The sequence below is a fragment of the Candidatus Nanosynbacter sp. TM7-087 genome (assembly GCF_022828365.1).
GTDB lineage: Bacteria > Patescibacteriota > Saccharimonadia > Saccharimonadales > Saccharimonadaceae > Nanosynbacter.
Genome location: NZ_JAJQJU010000001.1, coordinates 336,931 through 353,343 on the forward strand (window position 1 = coordinate 336,931; position 16,413 = coordinate 353,343).

The window sequence follows — 16,413 nt, forward strand, 5'->3', positions numbered from 1 at the left end:
TGTTTTTGACTAGCTCTGAGCCGGAGGATTTTTAGACTCGTTGTCGTTCGGAGCTGGCGCTGCAGGCGGATAGTTGACTGGAGGCTGCTCTATAGGCGGCTGCGCGTATGTTGGCGGATATTGACCAGGTTGCTGCTGATAATAATTTTGTTGCGGATATTGTTGTTGCGGCGGAATTGGTTGTTGATATGGCTGTTGTGGATACTGAGGCTGCTGCGGGAATTGTCCAGCGACAGGATATGGATAGGCATTCATCTTACGTCGATTACTTACAGAAACAGCAATTGCGATAATTGACACTGTTAAGAATAACGCCCCCGTTGAAAGAATCACCACAACCACGATTATAACTGTAGTGTTATTTTCTGATTCGCTCGTTCCAGCTTCTGCGCTAGACGCCTCGCTTTCCGTAGAATCATCTGGAGTATTGGATGAAACTTCGATCATCTTTGCCACTAAATAATTGTCGGGATATTTTTTATCCAATTGCTCAAATTTAGCTTTTGCCTGAGAATATTTACCTTGAGAAAAACCCTCCAAGCCGTCTTTCCAGAGCTTAGTCAATTCGCCGTTTGCCGATAACGCAACATTATTTTTCTTCGCCATAGTTTTCAGATCAGCGATATCACGGAATATTCCCTCTCCAAAACAAGAATTGCTGCGCTCGCTACTATTCGCGCAGGACGAACCGCCGTAGGTGTTTAGTCCAATCTGCTTACCATCGTCATCAAACGCTGGACCGCCACTGTTGCCTGCCGCAATTTGCGCACTCATTGAAAACAACTTATGGCCGCCTGCATCGCTAGTCGAGCCAGAAACATCACCCTGCGTAACAGTTGGCACAGTCTTACTCTTCTTAGTGTTCGTGCCACCATCAACAATTGCTGGATAGCCAATCGCCGTCACCCGATCGCCTCTAGAAATCATAGAACTATCGCCCAATTCTACCGCCGGGAATCGTCCTTCAGCCTTCAGAATCGCCACATCACTTTTATCGCTATTCAGATCCATCCCGCGACCCTTCAAATCAACTTCCGCGTCAATTTTCTTGGCTGGAATATTAGTCTTCGTCTTTTTCCACTTAAGATTGCCCGAACCGTCATCTTCGCGCGCAATAGGTTCGCTTGAGGTCTGAATGACATAATCGTATCGATCGTTTTGCGAGCGTATATTATCGGCTGGAACTTGGTTGATAAGACCGAGAATTGCCGCTTGCGCACTCTGATCACCGCCATTAGCCTTATTTGCCAAATCCCGAAGCGTCTCTCGAGTTACATAGCCCGCATCTATCACAAACTTTATATATTTATTCATGTTCTCTTGCGTGTTGAGACCCATGATCATACTCTGATTAGAAACTTCAGTAACATGCCCGTTTGTAGCAATGTAGCCATCATCAGAAACAATCGATCCACTACCAATTCCACCCGTGCATAAGCCATTCAGCTGCATACTTGCACCGTTTTGTGCCGTGTAAATCATGTCCGCACAACGATATGTTCCTACGCGAACCGTTGCAATTTGATTCCTTGCCACCACTTTAATAATAGAATCTTCATCCAGTTCATCCAAAGTATTTGTAGTGTCTTTATCTTCCGAAAAATTTTCCGCCTTAGTTTCGGTCTTAGCTATCGTAGTGGAAGCCACCTGCGCCTCGCTATTGCCATCAGCTCTAACCAAGTAGCTGCTATCTGGATTCTGGAAAGTAACCTTAGCAACTAGTGCTTCCAGCTGGTCAATATACGGCTGCGTGTACGAATTTTTACTCAATGCAAAAATCGTCATCCAGTACGGCCTGCCATTCTGAATCGTCAAGTAAGTTATTTTTTCACCAGTTTTCTGCCACTTGCCGTCAATAGTGCTTCCGTAATCAACGACCATCTTCTTAAACTTACGTCCAGAAATCGTCGCGTCGCTGGTGTGATATTTTAAGTTAGGATTATCCTTCTTCTGCTTGTTGATATCGCCCTGAAGCATTAAATCCAAATCTGAATATTTCTTCGTGTCCTTGTATTTCTCGGGCATCGTTGATCGATCAAAATAAGCTTTTTTGCGCGAAGTTACGATTGAGAAGTCTGGCATAATCTTCCTAAACGAGAACTTCTCTTCCTCCTCATTCGGCTTTTCTGAACCTTTTCTGAAATACAATCGCAAAATCGCATAAGCGCGACTCTCTTTCAGCTCATCATCAGCATACGTGGTGGCGCTATACTGCTTTTCATTAGAGTCTTTATTTAAGACGTGACCTTCGCCAGTAAAAATACTCTTGTCGTATCGAATTGAATAGCCATATTTGGAAACGACCTTCTGCGAGTTCTTAACATCTTCTTCGGCAAAAATCTTCTGGATCTTCTTTTTTGCGGTCTTACTAACTCCGGAAGAGCGGTTATTATTAACGACAATCATCCCAACTATAACAGAAATCAAGAAAACTACACCCAGAACGATGACTGCAATTTTTAATTTCTTCATCGACTTCTGATTCATACCGCTCCAATCCTAACGATAATTTACAAACTGTAGAGGCGTGTCATAATCACTTTCTCGTAACAAACTAATAACTTTTTGCAGCTCATCCTTCGACGCAGAAGTAACACGAACGAGGTCGCCCTGAATTTGCGGCTTAGCTTTCGGCGCATTAGCACGAATATCAGCGGCAATTTGCTTCGCCGTCGGCTGATCAAGGCCTTGCTTGAACGGAATCTCCCAAGTCGTTTTCAGGTTCGAAACAACTTTCTCTTTTGATAAATCCAGAACTTTGCTCGACTGACCACGCCCCGCCAATTTCCTGCGCACGATATCCAGAACAGCATCAACTTGCCAATCATTGTCGCCGGTAATTTTCAGACCCTTTTTATCATCCAGCCAATCAATTGCCGCGCTCGTCCCCTTAAAATCATAACGCCCTTGGATTTCTTTTTCAGCCTGCATGAAAACATTATTCATCTCAGCCTTGTCAATTTCCGACACAATATCAAACGAAAAACTCGCCATTTCTCCCTCCTAATTTTTTCTATTATATCAAAAAATCGCCCCGTTTAGAGCGATTTCCTGATTTTGCTTTCAAGCAATAATTAGCCGCGAGCAAAGTGCGCAAAGGCGCGGTTAGCTTCAGCCATCTTATGCGTGTCTTCCTTCTTCTTGAAGGCAGCACCAGCTTCATTGTAAGCGTCAACGATTTCCAACGCCAAACGCTGTGAATATGGCATTCCACTACGAGCGCGAGCTGATTGAACTAACCAGCTGAACGCATAGTGCAATTGTCGATGTCCCTGAACTGGGAATGGAATCTGGTAGTTAGCACCACCAACACGACGAGATTTAACCTCGAAGCTTGGGCTAACGTTCTTCAATGCTTTTTCAAACACTGCCAATGGATCTTCAGAATCCAATTTCTTAGCAGCAGTTTCTAGAGCTGCGTAAACAGCGCGTTCAGCCGCCAACTTTTTACCGTCTAGCATTGACTTGTTGATCAAGCGCTGAACTAGCACGCTTTGATATCGGCGATCAGGTTTAAGTTCACGCTGCAACTTCTTGGTAACTTTACGAGGCATGATTATTTATCCCCTTTCTTTGTACCGTACTTAGAGCGACCCTTCTTACGGTTGTTGACGCCTTGAAGGTCAAGCGCACCACGTACGATATGATAACGCACACCAGGAAGGTCAGGTACACGACCACCGCGGATCAAGACCACAGCGTGCTCCTGCAAGTTGTGACCTTCACCACCGATGTACGCCCAAACTTCATAGCCGTTGTTCAATTTAACACGAGCAACTTTACGCAAAGCTGAGTTTGGTTTCTTTGGCGTCTTAGTCGTCACACGCACACAAACACCACGCTTAAGCGGTGCGTTCTGGTCGTAATAACGTGTTTTTAGGGCGTTATGAATACGACCTAGTGCTGGCGACTTGGACTTTTTCTTAGCCGTTTGGCGCGGTTTGCGCACCAATTGGTTGATTGTTGGCATCCAATTTCTCCTTGGTTGATTTACTAATTATGGCAATTTGCCTTACGGTTTGGATTCAGCAACTCCTCTCCGTGTCTATACCTTTTCCGCCGAGATTGCAGTCTGTACACATTCAAAACACCGCGCACTCCGAAAAGAGGAAACTCTACATCTATTCTAGCACAGATTTCGTAAAAGTAAAATCGCCACTTATTTATACAAAAAACAGGGTACTCATTGTCAGAGATGAATTCCTTGCATAGAATAGACATAACTTATCACACATACTCACCCTAATCCATCACTTCCACTAGGAATATTCTCTTTTCAAAGCCGCCGCGTTTTTCTGCTTTTTCTGCACGAATTTTTTCTAATTCTTCCGCGGTACAACTATGCAGGCTTGCGAGAGCATAGATTACTTCCATGATATCGGCAAGCTCATCAGTATTTTTATCTTTTTTATATTCCTCAACTTCTTCGACTAGCTTTTTTGTAAGCTCCACGACGTATTCTTCTGCTGTAAGTATTTTGTGAGTCGGCTTTTGACCGTTAGCCTTAATGATTTCCAAAATTTTATCGCGGACAAGTTTGTTATATACTGGCATAAAACCTCCTTTAATTGTTTATATTATATAATTTTTTTCCTATAAATAATCAATAGAAAACCGCCCCGGAATTGAGGCGGTTTCTGTAGTTGCGAAGCCTACTTATTAAGCGGCAACTTCTTCTTCGACGAATTCGTCTTCGCTCGGTGTTTCGAATTCTTCATCTTCTTCGACAGCGCCAGTTCCTACTGGAATCTTACGGCCGATGATGACGTTTTCCTTCAAACCGTGCAAGTGATCGGCTCGACCAGATACGGCAGCATTGATCAAGACGCGAGTAGTATCTTGGAAGGATGCAGCCGATAGCCATGAATCACTCCAGATTGACACCTTTGTGATACCGAGTAGCAATTGTGTGTAGCTAATCAAGTTCTTGCCTTCAGCAGCCAATTGCTTATTTGCATTGACCACAGCGGCCTTAGAAACGATGTCGCCAGTCACGAATTCGCTATCACCAGCATCTTCGATTTGCACGCGACTAAACATTTGGCGAACAATAATCTCCAAGTGCTTGTCAGCCACGTCCTGACCCTGAGCAGCGTAGATTCGCAGAACTTCGTTGATGATGTAGCGCTGAGTTGCCTCAACACCCTTAAGTCGCATCAAATCGTGCAAGTTCAACGATCCAGCCGTCAATCGATCACCAGCTTCAACAATATCGTTCGCCTTAACGACCAACTGCATATTGCCTGGGATTTCATAACGAGTTGGCGAAGCAGCCTCTGCCGCGATCACCAAAGTATCCTCAGCCGACTCAATCACACCGTCAAATGGCGCAATCAAAGGTCGAGTGTCGCTCTCGCCTGTTGCTAAGACATCGCCAGCCTTAACACTAGAGCCAGCCTTAACCACAACAGTTCGACCTTCCAATGGCAAACGCTCAACCTTGCCAGATTCTGGCGTAATTTGAACGATGTACTTCTTGCCATCTTCCCAAACGTCAACCAAACCAGCAACTTCCGTAATGAATGCTTGGCCCTTTGGTGTGCGCGCTTCAAACAACTCTTCAACACGAGGCAAACCTTGGGTAATATCACCACCAGCAACACCAGAGTTGTGGAAGGTGCGAAGCGTCAACTGAGTACCCGGCTCACCAACTGACTGAGCGGCGATAACACCGACTGGCTGATGATTGCCAACCAATTTACCAGTCGACATATCAATACCGTAACTTCGCTGTGGAATACCGTTAAGGTTATTTGTCGATAATACAGATTGAATCTTAACACTTTCAATACTTTCGTCGTCATCAATTGAATCTGCGATTTCACGCGTGATCAATTCGTTCTTATTGACGTGACCTGGAATTGTTTCAGCAGCATAACGACCAGCCAAACGGTTTGAGAAGTCAATCATCGTCTCTTCGGTTTCTGAACGGTAAATTGCATAACCTTCATCGTCGCCATCAGTATCCTCAACGGTAAAGACATCTTGTGCAACGTCTACCAAACGACGAGTCAAGTAACCCGAGTCGGCAGTCTTAAGAGCCGTGTCAATAAGACCCTTACGTGCACCACGAGTTGCAATAAAGGCTTCAAGGCTAGACAAACCGCCCGTGTAAGAGCTGCGGATTGGAAGCTCAATCTCATGGTTGGTTGCGTCCATCTGAACACCAATCATCGCGCTCGCCAACTTCACGTTGGAAATATCACCACGGGCACCAGAGTTGACCATCATAGAAATACTGGTGTCCATGTGTGCCAATTGGTCTTTCAGGAATGCTGTAATCTTATTGTCGACGTTTCGCCATGCGCTAACCGTCAAGTTATATCGCTCTTCTTCTGTAATCAAACCTTGGTCGAATTGCTCAGAGATCAAAGCTGCCTTAGCATCACCTTCAGCCACAAACTGAGGAATTTCCTCGAAGTGGACGTAGTCGGTCATACCAGTCGACACAGCCGCAACCGTAGCAAAGCGGAAAGCTTGACCCTTCATGCGGTCTGCAATCTTGGCGGTTTCCTCGGCGCCATACTTGTTAAAGATTTGCGCCAACACCTTCTTAAGCTGCTTCTTGGTCTGAACGTTATTATCGTATGGGAAATCTTCAGGCAGAATCTCATTGAAGAAGACGCGACCCAAAGTTGTTTCACGCATTTTACCTTTCGCAAAGATACGAATTGGGGTTTGCAAATGAATTACGCCATTGTCGTAAGCCATTTCTGCTTCGTAAACAGAACTGTAAGTCTTAATCTTATCAGTCTGAGCTTGCGGCTTGTCGTAAGTCAAGTAATAGTTACCAAGCACAATGTCCTGCGAAATATGCAGCACTGGCGCACCATCGGCAGGCTTCAACAAGTTGGCAGTTGCGCTCATCAATTCACGAGCTTCAGCCTGAGCCTCTTTTGATAGCGGCAAGTGAACAGCCATCTGGTCGCCGTCGAAGTCAGCGTTAAATCCAGCACAAACTAGCGGATGCAACTGAATAGCTTTTCCTTCAACCAAAACTGGCTGGAAGGCTTGAATTGACAAACGGTGCAAACTTGGTGCGCGGTTAAGCAACACGTACTTGCCTTCAATTGCTGAATCCAGCGCGTCCCAAACTACCGCTTCACCAGCTTCGATTAGACGTGAAGCCGAGCGAATATTGTGCGCAAATTCATTCTTAATTAGCCAGCTAATCACGAACGGCTTGAATAATTCCAGCGCCATTTGCTTTGGCAAACCACATTGGTTAATCTTCAATTTTGGACCAACCACGATAACCGAGCGACCAGAATAGTCAACACGCTTACCAAGAAGGTTCTGGCGGAAGCGACCTTGCTTACCCTTTAGCATATCACTCAAGCTCTTCAAGCTGCGACGACCACCAGTCGAGCTAACTGCACGACCGCGTGATGCTGAATTGTCAATCAAAGCGTCAACAGCTTCCTGAAGCATGCGCTTTTCATTGCGCTGAATAACTTCTGGCGCGTTAAGCTCAATCAACTTCTTCAAGCGGTTGTTTCGGTTGATGATTCGGCGATACAAATCGTTCAAGTCAGATGTCGCAAATCGACCACCGGACAGTGCCACCATTGGACGAAGATCCGGAGGAATAACTGGCAGAACGGTCATACATAGACTTGATGGCTTAATGCCAGCAGATTCCATACTTTCGAGCATCTTCAAGCGCTTCAGCAATTTCTTCTGTCGTTGACCTTTTGCGGTTTCAACTTCTTCCGTCAATTCAGCAATAAGCTTTGGCAACTCAATCTTATCCAAAAGTTCTTTGACCGCGCTGGCGCCCATGCCAACTTCGATCAATTCGTCATATTCTTCTGGCAAGTTGCGATATTCGCTCTCTGAAATCAAAGCGCCGTAATTCAAGCTCTCCAATTGAGATTTCTTACCAACGTAAGATTCTTCCAATTCCTCGACTTCACGGCTCTGCTCTTTAGCTAGTTGCTTAACATCAGCGCCATCTTCTTCAGCCATTTTTTCGTAGCGGATTTTGATAGCCTTACGAGCCAAATCAGTTTCCGCTTCCAAATCTGCCAAATATTGATCGCGAGTTGCTTCGTCAACGTTTAAGATGACGTAAGTTGCAAAGTAAACGATTTTCTCAATATTGCGAACCGTCATACCAAGCAACTGACTCATGGCGCTTGGAGTGCCGCGCATAAACCAAATGTGCGCAACTGGCACTGCCAATTGAATATGTCCCATTCGCTCACGGCGAACGATTGACTTAGTGACCAATTCGCCATTCTTATCGACAGCAGCTTCGCGTGAACGGACACCCTTAAGCTTTGAGTCGTGCGGATTGATATCCTTAACTGGACCAAAGATTCGCTCACAGAACAATCCGTCGCGTTCTGGCTTTTGTGTGCGATAGTTAATTGTCTCTGGCTTCAAAACTTCGCCGTAGCTCCATTTCAGAATGTCTTCTGGGCTAGCTACCGCCAAACGAACCGCGTCAAAATCGCTGATGCCCGTTGCGTTAAATGCAGAATTTGCCATCTTACGCGTCCTCCTTTATTTCTTCTACTTCATCAATATCTTGCACGCTCATGCCATCGTCAATTTCACCGATGTCATCTGATTCGTCCAAGTATGTTTCTTCTTCCTCGCCATCAGCGGCAACGGTTTTGTCTTCTGGGCCACTTGAAGCGATAACATGCTCAGCGTCAACTGCAGCCTCGTCGTCAACCAAATCAACTCGAAGACCCAAACCTTGAAGCTCCTTAACCAACACGTTGAAAGACTCTGGAAGTTTTGGACCAACAATCGGCTCATCCTTAATGATTGACTCGTAAGCCTTTGCACGACCGTAAACGTCGTCAGACTTAATCGTCAACATTTCCTGCAAGGTTGCAGCGGCACCGTAAGCCTCCAATGCCCAAACCTCCATTTCACCGAAGCGCTGACCACCGTTTTGCGCTTTACCACCAAGCGGCTGCTGAGTAACCATTGTGTATGGACCAGTTGAACGAGCGTGAATCTTGTCAGAAACCATGTGGTGCAACTTAATCATGTGCATCACACCAACTGTTGTTCGCTCCTCAAATGGTTCACCAGTACGACCGTCAAACAATTGACTCTTACCGTCACGCGCCAAACCAGCTTTTTCTAGCTCATCAGAAATCTTCTCACTTGGAACACCGTTAAATGACGGAGTCGCTACGCGGTAGCCCAATGCTCGCGCTGCCATACCAAGGTGAGTTTCAAAAATCTGACCAAGGTTCATACGGCTTGGCACACCAAGTGGGTTCAAAACTACGTCAACCGGCGTACCGTCCTCTAGGAATGGCATATCTTCGACAGGAAGAACCTTCGCTACAACACCCTTGTTACCGAAGCGTCCAGCCATCTTATCACCAACGCCAATCTTTCGTAATTGCGCAACGAAGATCTGAATTTGCATCAAAACACCAGCCTTCAACTCGTGGCCGTTTTCACGACTAAAGATCTTAACACCAACGACTTTACCGCCGCCTGCGTTGTTCATTCGCTGTGATGTATCACGAACGTCCTTAGCTTTTTCACCGAAGATTGCGCGAAGCAAGCGCTCCTCAGAGCTCAATTCCTGCTCGCCCTTTGGTGTAATCTTACCAACCAAAACATCGCCAGCCTTAACCTCGGAGCCGATTTGAACAATTCCGTTCTCGTCCAAGTGACGCAAACTTTCCTCGGAAACGTTTGGAATATCGCGCGTCACAATCTCTGGACCAAGCTTCGTCTCGCGAACCTCAACGGTGTAATCTTTAATGTTAATGCTTGTCAATCGATCATCTTCAACCAAACGACGGCTCATAATAATCGCATCTTCCATGTTGTAGCCACCCCATGGCATGAAGGCAACCAGAAGGTTTTTACCTAGGGCAATTTCACCGCCGGCAATTGAGGCGCCTTCAATCAGAATGTCGCCCTTCTTCACCTTGTCGCCACGTTCAACGCGAACTTTTTGGTTGTAACAGCGATCGTCATTGTTCTTTACGAAATGCTTCAACGTATAAATCTTTACGCCGTCAGCATATTTAACGTGAACTTCGTCGGCATCAGCGCGAACGACTTCGCCATCGGCGCTAGCCTGAATCAAGTGACCACTATTCTCAGCCACAGCCTTTTCAATTCCAGTACCAACAGTTGCGGATTCTGGACATAATAGAGGAACAGCCTGACGTTGCATGTTTGAACCAGTCAAAGCACGGTCGACACGAGTCTTTTCAATAAATGGCACCAATGCCGCAGTCGAACCTAAAATCTGGCGGTGAGCTGCGTCCATGAATGTAACTTGGCTAGCATCAACTTGTGATGGCTGCATATTACTGCGGGCGTTAACACGCTCGTCGCGGAAAGTTCCATCTTCGTTAAGAGCCTCACCAGCATCAGCGATAACCTCACCGATTTCTTGTGAAGCATCCAAATAAACAAGTTCGTCGGTCACTTTGCCATCTTTTACGCGAAGATATGGAGTTTCAATAAATCCGTATTCGTTAACACGCGCATAAGCCGCCAAGTTCAGCACCAGACCGATATTCGCACCTTCTGGCGTTTCCACTGAACAGATACGACCATAGTGAGTTGGGTGGGCGTCGCGAACCTCAAATCCAGCGCGCTCACGAGTCAAACCACCAGGACCAGTCGAGCTCAAGCGTCGCTTGTGGCTCAATTCTGACAATGGGTTAACCTCGTCAAGCAACTGTGACAGCTGGCTTGAAGTAAAGAATTCACGAACAGCTGCAACAATTGGACGAGCATTGATCAATTGACTTGGGCTAACACTTTCCAAATCAGCCACGCTCATACGATCCATCGCGTTGCGCTGCATTCGGAGCATACCAACACGGAATTGTCGAGCAATCAATTCACCAACCAAGCGAACTCGGCGGTTGCTCAATGCATCAATGTCATCAGCTGGCTCCTGAGTATTGTTCAAGCGAATAACTTCACGCAAAATCGCCACCAAATCGCTCATCTGCAACGTACGATTTTCTGCTGTATTTGCAACATCCAGACCCAAGCGTTGGTTCAATTTATAACGACCAACCCGCGAATAATCGAACCGCTTGAAGTCAAAGAACATTCGCTCAATCATCTGACGAGCGTTATCAACCGTTGCCAAGTCGCCTGGACGCAATCGACGATAAACCTCAATCAACGCCTCATTGGCACCACGAGAAGTGTCCTTATCTAAAGTTTCGTCAATATATTTTACGTCACCAGTGTCAATATCAGCAAACAATTCCTTAATTTCGCTAGTCTTTGGATAGCCCAAAGCGCGCAACAAAGTCGTTGCTGGCATCTTGCGGCGGCGGTCAATTTTTACGTAAATCGCGCCATTAGAAGCCGTCTCAAATTCCATCCAAGCTCCACGTCCTGGAATAATTTTTGCGCCGTAGTAATTACGTCCCGCTATTGTTTCAGCAGTAAAGAAAACACCAGCAGAGCGAATCAACTGGCTAACAACCACACGCTCCGTACCGTTGATAACGAATGTACCGCGCTCAGTCATCCATGGATATTCACCAAGGTAAATTTCCTGCTCTTCAACTACGCCGGTTGTCTTGTTTGTCAATTCGACCGTTGCGTGTAGCGGAGCCTCAAATGTCAAGTTGTTTTCTTTGGCAAATTGGTCAGTGTTTTTTGGCTCTCCAAAATAGTATTTGCCGAACTTTAATGACAACTTCTGACCAGTGTAGTCGTCAATTGGATTAATTTCTGAAAATATCTCACTCAAACCTTCTTCGACGAACCAGCGCCAAGAATCTTTTTGGTGAGCGATTAAGTTTGGTAGCGGCAGGGCATTATCACCAGAGGTGAAATAGACGCGCTCGCTACTTGTGGTTGGTTTTTTTGCCACAGGCGTAAACACTCCTCGCTTTAATTAGTGGTTAATAGACGGCCGTGAAGATCTCTAATTCATAGCCCAAAATCACGATTTGCCTACTCGCAATTTTCACCCGCCATGAATACACTACTTCTATAACTACTCATTATGACGAAAAACGTCAATAAAATCAAGGGGTTTTACTAGTGTTTTTTGATATTATCAATCAACATATCGTGAACTTCGTCAATTGTCCCGTCCGCTGAAACTACCGGAATTCCATACGCCTCGGCAATCTCCAAATATCCATCGTCGACTTTTTTCTGAAAATCTTGCCCACGCGACTCAAAAGTGTCAGGATTTTTTAACTCACCGCGCATAGAAATTCGCTCTTCCCGCTTATCGCGACTCAAGCTTAAAATAACCATAACGTCCGGCCTCAAGTATTTCTCATCGGTGAACAATTCTGTCAATCGCAGAATCTCCGACTCGTCATAACCTTCGCCTCGCCCCTGATAAACCAGCGTTGAGATATAATTTCTCGCGCTCAAAACAATTTCCCCACGTTCCAACGCAGGCTGAATTTTTTCCCGCCATAATTCACGCCGAGCCGCAGAAAATAGCGCCACATTCACCGCCGCAGAGCGAGCCAAATCGCCGTTTTTTATAACTTTTCGAAGCTCATTTGCTATCGGAGTTGATTTTTCCGGATCATCACTTCCCGGCTCTTCAATCACGCAAACCGTTCGCCCGATTGATCGGAAATATTCCGCCAATTTAGCGACCTGCGTCGACTTTCCTGTACCGTCATTGCCCTCGATAACTATATATTTTCCCGCGTTGCCCATCATCACCTCGTAATTACAATGTGCGGCTTCTGTAGAAATACTAGCCATTTTTTCGTTTTTCCATCAATTTTTATCAAGTGAGTATGCTGATGTATCATCGACTTGGTTTTGCTGCCTTGCGCTCGAGCGTAAATCGAATAGCCGTTATTCTCAAACTTCGCAATCTGATTCATATAGTCAATTTTTTCCTCATCGCTCAAATTCGCCAATGAATCCACGTGTCGTTTCGGTATCACCATCAAATGGTCGTCCACGCCGCAGCCGTCCCAAAAATCATAGCCAAATCGATTTTTAATGATTAGGCAATGTTGCGTTTCTTCTACGACTTGACTAGTGTGCTGTTTTACCAATTGACAGAAGTCGCAACTTTCAGATCTATTACTTTTCTTATGATTCTTATATTCTTTTTCTTTTGTCCGCCAACGGAACATTGAGCCAGTCATCATTATAAAATCCCCTCGCTGAGCCCCGCAATTTCCATCGGTTTATGCCGACGATCCTTAAACGCCCGCGGCAACATCATTTCAGGTCGCCAAGTTTTTATCAATTCATCCAAATCGTCAGTGTGCTGATATTTGCCGCTCATTCCACCGCGTCCACTAGCATATCCGCCGTCAACCTGACCAGTGTGATGAAAAATCAATTGCCCAATTCTCTCACCAACAGGCAAAACCACACTTTCATGCTTATTTAAATTGTAAATCTCAAGCGTAATCCGATTGATATATCCCGGATCAACCCAGCCAGCATCAAAACACACCGCCACGCCGTTTCGCCCCCAAGAGCTACGACTTTTCACCTCGGCCGCGCCGCCATGCGTCCGAATTCCAACAAATTCGTGCGTATGCGCCAAAATTCGCTCACCAGGCTTCAGGACAATAATCGGATGATCTGGCGGAATATTCTTAAATTCCCGAAAACCATGCCGCTTGCACCATTCGGCATGCGGCATTGCCTTAAGCGGACCCTTGAAGTATCGATTGACATCAGACTCGTCAAACGGATTATAAACTCGCGAAATATCGTCATATTCCTGCTTATAAAAATTAAAGCCTAGCGTAAAATCTAAGCTGGCTTCCGATACGTTTTTTGGGTTGAACGGCGTACAGACAATTGTCCCGTCTTCAATCGCCGCTAATATATCTTTATTTGAGTACACGCTCACTAAACACCTCCCATTGCGTGATTTTTCTACCAAATCTTATTATGGCAAGTTTATGCGTTCCGATCAAGCTTTCGGTAAATTTTACAGCATGTTAAACTGAAATTATGGAAAAAGCCATTATTGTAGCTTACGATAAAAACCGCGCCATCGGACAAAATGGCGATATGCCGTGGGGGCGAAGTTTGCCGGCCGACTTGGTGAATTTTAAGCGTTTGACGAGAAACAGCAATGTCATTATGGGCAGAAAAACGTTTGAGTCAATTGGCTCGCGACCACTTCCAGACAGAGAAAATATTGTCATTTCATCCAAGCCAACTGGCGTCAAAAAAGTTCTTACGGCTATGAATTTACGAAGCGCCCTGGCTTTATCGCGATATCCGACTTTTATTATTGGTGGCTCACGAGTTTATAAAGACGCGCTAGACATTCCAGAGATCGACACCATTTACGCCACAGAAATTGACGCCGAATTCCCCGATGCTGACACTTTTTTCCCAGAGATAGATATGGACGCGTGGGAGGAAGTAAGTCGCACGCATCATTCGGCAGATAATGAAAATAATTACGATTTTGATTTTGTGACGTATAAAAGAAAATAGCCTTCTTAAGTTGACAGTATTTGGTATTTATGGTATGATAAAGCGCATGAATGAGAAATATAATCTATGTATCATAGACCCCGAAGAGAGTGGCGATCTTAAAATTACAGATATACCAGAATATCAGAATTCAGTGCGCGCCCTCATTGCAATACTTGTCGATAATCCTACCTGCAATGAAGATGGGACAGTCAATAGCAAAGCGTTCTTAATAGAAAGAGGAATATCCGAAAAAGGCAACTCTACAGCAAAAGGAACGTATAGAGATATACAGTTTAACCCCGACACCAGACGATATAAAATTCTGCCAAAGAAAAATCTCCGTAAAAAATAAACCTTAGCCACTCAGGCTATAAGTGCAAATCACACTACACAGCAATCGGCGCTTTTATCGCTGGATGGCATTCATAGTCCTCCAGGCGAATATCATCAATCGTGAAATCGTCAATATTCTTGATGTCTGGATTTAGCCACAGTTTCGGTAGCGGCAGCGGACGGCGCGATAATTGCTCGTCAACTTGCGCGCGGTGATTATTGTAAATATGTGCGCTATTTAAGGTATGGATAAACTCGCCAGGTTGCTTGTCGGTAACTTGAGCGACAATTGACAGAAGCAGCGCATAGCTGGCAATGTTAAACGGCACCCCAAGGAACATATCCGCCGATCTCTGAGTCAGCGCCAAATCCAGCTTGTCCTTCTCGCCGTTTTTACCAGGTCTTACGTTAAATTGAAACATCGTATGACACGGAGGCAGCCCGCCAGCTTGAACGATGTCATCAATTTCCGCCACATTCCACGCGCTCACGATATTCCGACGCGACTCCGGGTTCGTCTTTATCATGTCAATGGCGTTCTGAATCTGGTCAATAGTTCCACCCTTTCCATCCGGCCATTTTCGCCATTGGACACCATAAACTGGCCCCAAATTTCCCCATTCTTCAGCAAACGCGTGATCGTTAGCAATCTTATCAATAAATTCCTTCATTCCAGCGCGCCACTCGTCGCCGTTAATTTCTGGTATTTTCTGACCAGTTTTTTCTAGATAATTTTTATATGGCCACTCATCCCAGATATGAACGCCGTTTTGTGCCAAATATTCAATATTGCCCGTACCTTTAAGAAACCAAAGAAGCTCATGAGCAACGCTTTTGAAATATAACTTCTTAGTGGTCATCGCCGGAAATCCGTCCGCCAAATTATATCGCGTCTGAATACCAAAAACTTCTGTCGTCCCCGTTCCCGTACGATCACCTTTTTGCACACCGTTATCGCGAACGTATTTCAATGCGTCTAAATATTGCCTCATAAGCCCTCCTTACCTACTTCAAATTATGACAATATCCTCCAAAAACCACAAGCAGAATCACTAGTAGTTTTAACAACAAACACGCAATTTTTTACGACAATTTAGTCAAGACTTTATCGATTAGACCATACTTTACAGCTTCGTTTGGCGTCATCCAATAATCACGCTCCATATCGGATTTAACCTTAGCCAACTTCTGACCGGTGTTTTTCGCCATAATCTTCGCTAGCATCTCCTTAACTTCCAAAGTTTCCTTCATGTCAATTTCCATGTCGGTCACTTTTCCGTGCGTTCCAGAAGACGGCTGATGAATCATCACCTTGGCATGCGGCAAGCAAAACCTCTTGCCCTTAGCGCCAGAGCTGAGCAAAAACGCCCCCATGCTTGCCTGCAAACCAATTCCATACGTCGCCACATCAGGCTTAATAAAATTCATCGTGTCATAAATTGCCATACCGTCATAAACGCTGCCGCCTGGACTATTGATATATAGCGATATATCAGCTTGCGAGTCAACATATGCCAAATGCAGTAATTGCGCCACTACGCTGTTCGCGGTATGCTCGTTAACGTCTTCGCCAAGGAAAATAATTCTCTCATTCAACAATCTCGAATAGATATCAAAAGCACGCTCGCCGTCGGCCGACTTTTCAACGACAGTTGGAATGAGATATGATTTTGGCATATTTAC

14 protein-coding genes are annotated in these 16,413 nt (G+C 45.3%); 2 read left to right on the forward strand and 12 right to left on the reverse strand.

Going from position 1 to position 16,413, the window contains the following annotated elements:
* Positions 1-9: 9 nt before the first annotated feature.
* From LRM41_RS01815 to LRM41_RS01860, 10 genes are all read right to left on the reverse strand, one after another.
* Complete coding sequence (locus LRM41_RS01815; protein ID WP_243819201.1) at positions 10-2,487, reverse strand: S1 family peptidase; 2,478 nt, start codon at positions 2,485-2,487, stop codon at positions 10-12.
* A gap of 12 nt (positions 2,488-2,499) precedes the next feature.
* Positions 2,500-2,994 carry a YajQ family cyclic di-GMP-binding protein gene (locus LRM41_RS01820; protein WP_243819202.1) on the reverse strand — a complete coding sequence of 165 codons (495 nt, stop codon included), beginning with the start codon at positions 2,992-2,994 and terminating at the stop codon, positions 2,500-2,502.
* A gap of 80 nt (positions 2,995-3,074) precedes the next feature.
* A complete protein-coding gene (gene rpsG, locus LRM41_RS01825) occupies positions 3,075-3,554 on the reverse strand; it encodes a 30S ribosomal protein S7 (RefSeq protein ID WP_146423091.1) in 480 nt (159 codons plus the stop codon).
* A 2-nt stretch (positions 3,555-3,556) separates the two neighbouring features.
* Positions 3,557-3,970, reverse strand: a complete 414-nt coding sequence (rpsL, locus tag LRM41_RS01830) for a 30S ribosomal protein S12 (protein WP_129631024.1) — start codon at positions 3,968-3,970, stop codon at positions 3,557-3,559.
* Between the two features lie 272 nt (positions 3,971-4,242).
* Positions 4,243-4,554 (reverse strand): nucleoside triphosphate pyrophosphohydrolase, encoded by a 312-nt coding sequence (locus LRM41_RS01835; RefSeq protein ID WP_243819203.1) that lies wholly within the window; start codon positions 4,552-4,554, stop codon positions 4,243-4,245.
* A 105-nt stretch (positions 4,555-4,659) separates the two neighbouring features.
* Positions 4,660-8,493, reverse strand: a complete 3,834-nt coding sequence (gene rpoC, locus LRM41_RS01840; protein WP_243819204.1) for a DNA-directed RNA polymerase subunit beta' — start codon at positions 8,491-8,493, stop codon at positions 4,660-4,662.
* A gap of 1 nt (position 8,494) precedes the next feature.
* The gene (gene rpoB, locus LRM41_RS01845) at positions 8,495-11,836 is read right to left on the reverse strand and encodes a DNA-directed RNA polymerase subunit beta (RefSeq protein WP_243819205.1); all 3,342 of its coding nucleotides are present in this window, start codon (positions 11,834-11,836) and stop codon (positions 8,495-8,497) included.
* 170 nt (positions 11,837-12,006) lie between these two features.
* A complete protein-coding gene (gene tmk / locus LRM41_RS01850) occupies positions 12,007-12,699 on the reverse strand; it encodes a dTMP kinase (RefSeq protein WP_243819206.1) in 693 nt (230 codons plus the stop codon).
* The gene (locus LRM41_RS01855) at positions 12,654-13,097 is read right to left on the reverse strand and encodes an HIT family protein (RefSeq protein ID WP_243819207.1); all 444 of its coding nucleotides are present in this window, start codon (positions 13,095-13,097) and stop codon (positions 12,654-12,656) included. The genes tmk and LRM41_RS01855 overlap by 46 nt, the downstream gene beginning before the upstream one ends.
* The gene (locus LRM41_RS01860; protein ID WP_243819208.1) at positions 13,097-13,816 is read right to left on the reverse strand and encodes a dCTP deaminase; all 720 of its coding nucleotides are present in this window, start codon (positions 13,814-13,816) and stop codon (positions 13,097-13,099) included. The genes LRM41_RS01855 and LRM41_RS01860 overlap by 1 nt, the downstream gene beginning before the upstream one ends.
* Before the next feature lie 104 nt (positions 13,817-13,920).
* Here LRM41_RS01860 and LRM41_RS01865 point away from each other — a divergent pair, with 104 nt between their 5' ends.
* Positions 13,921-14,415, forward strand: a complete 495-nt coding sequence (locus LRM41_RS01865) for a dihydrofolate reductase (RefSeq protein WP_243819209.1) — start codon at positions 13,921-13,923, stop codon at positions 14,413-14,415.
* A gap of 46 nt (positions 14,416-14,461) precedes the next feature.
* Complete coding sequence (locus LRM41_RS01870) at positions 14,462-14,749, forward strand: hypothetical protein (RefSeq protein WP_243819210.1); 288 nt, start codon at positions 14,462-14,464, stop codon at positions 14,747-14,749.
* Between the two features lie 34 nt (positions 14,750-14,783).
* Here LRM41_RS01870 and LRM41_RS01875 read toward each other — a convergent pair whose 3' ends face one another.
* Positions 14,784-15,722 (reverse strand): thymidylate synthase, encoded by a 939-nt coding sequence (locus tag LRM41_RS01875; RefSeq protein ID WP_243819211.1) that lies wholly within the window; start codon positions 15,720-15,722, stop codon positions 14,784-14,786.
* 91 nt (positions 15,723-15,813) lie between these two features.
* A complete protein-coding gene (locus tag LRM41_RS01880) occupies positions 15,814-16,407 on the reverse strand; it encodes an ATP-dependent Clp protease proteolytic subunit (RefSeq protein ID WP_243819212.1) in 594 nt (197 codons plus the stop codon).
* Positions 16,408-16,413 lie beyond the last annotated feature (6 nt).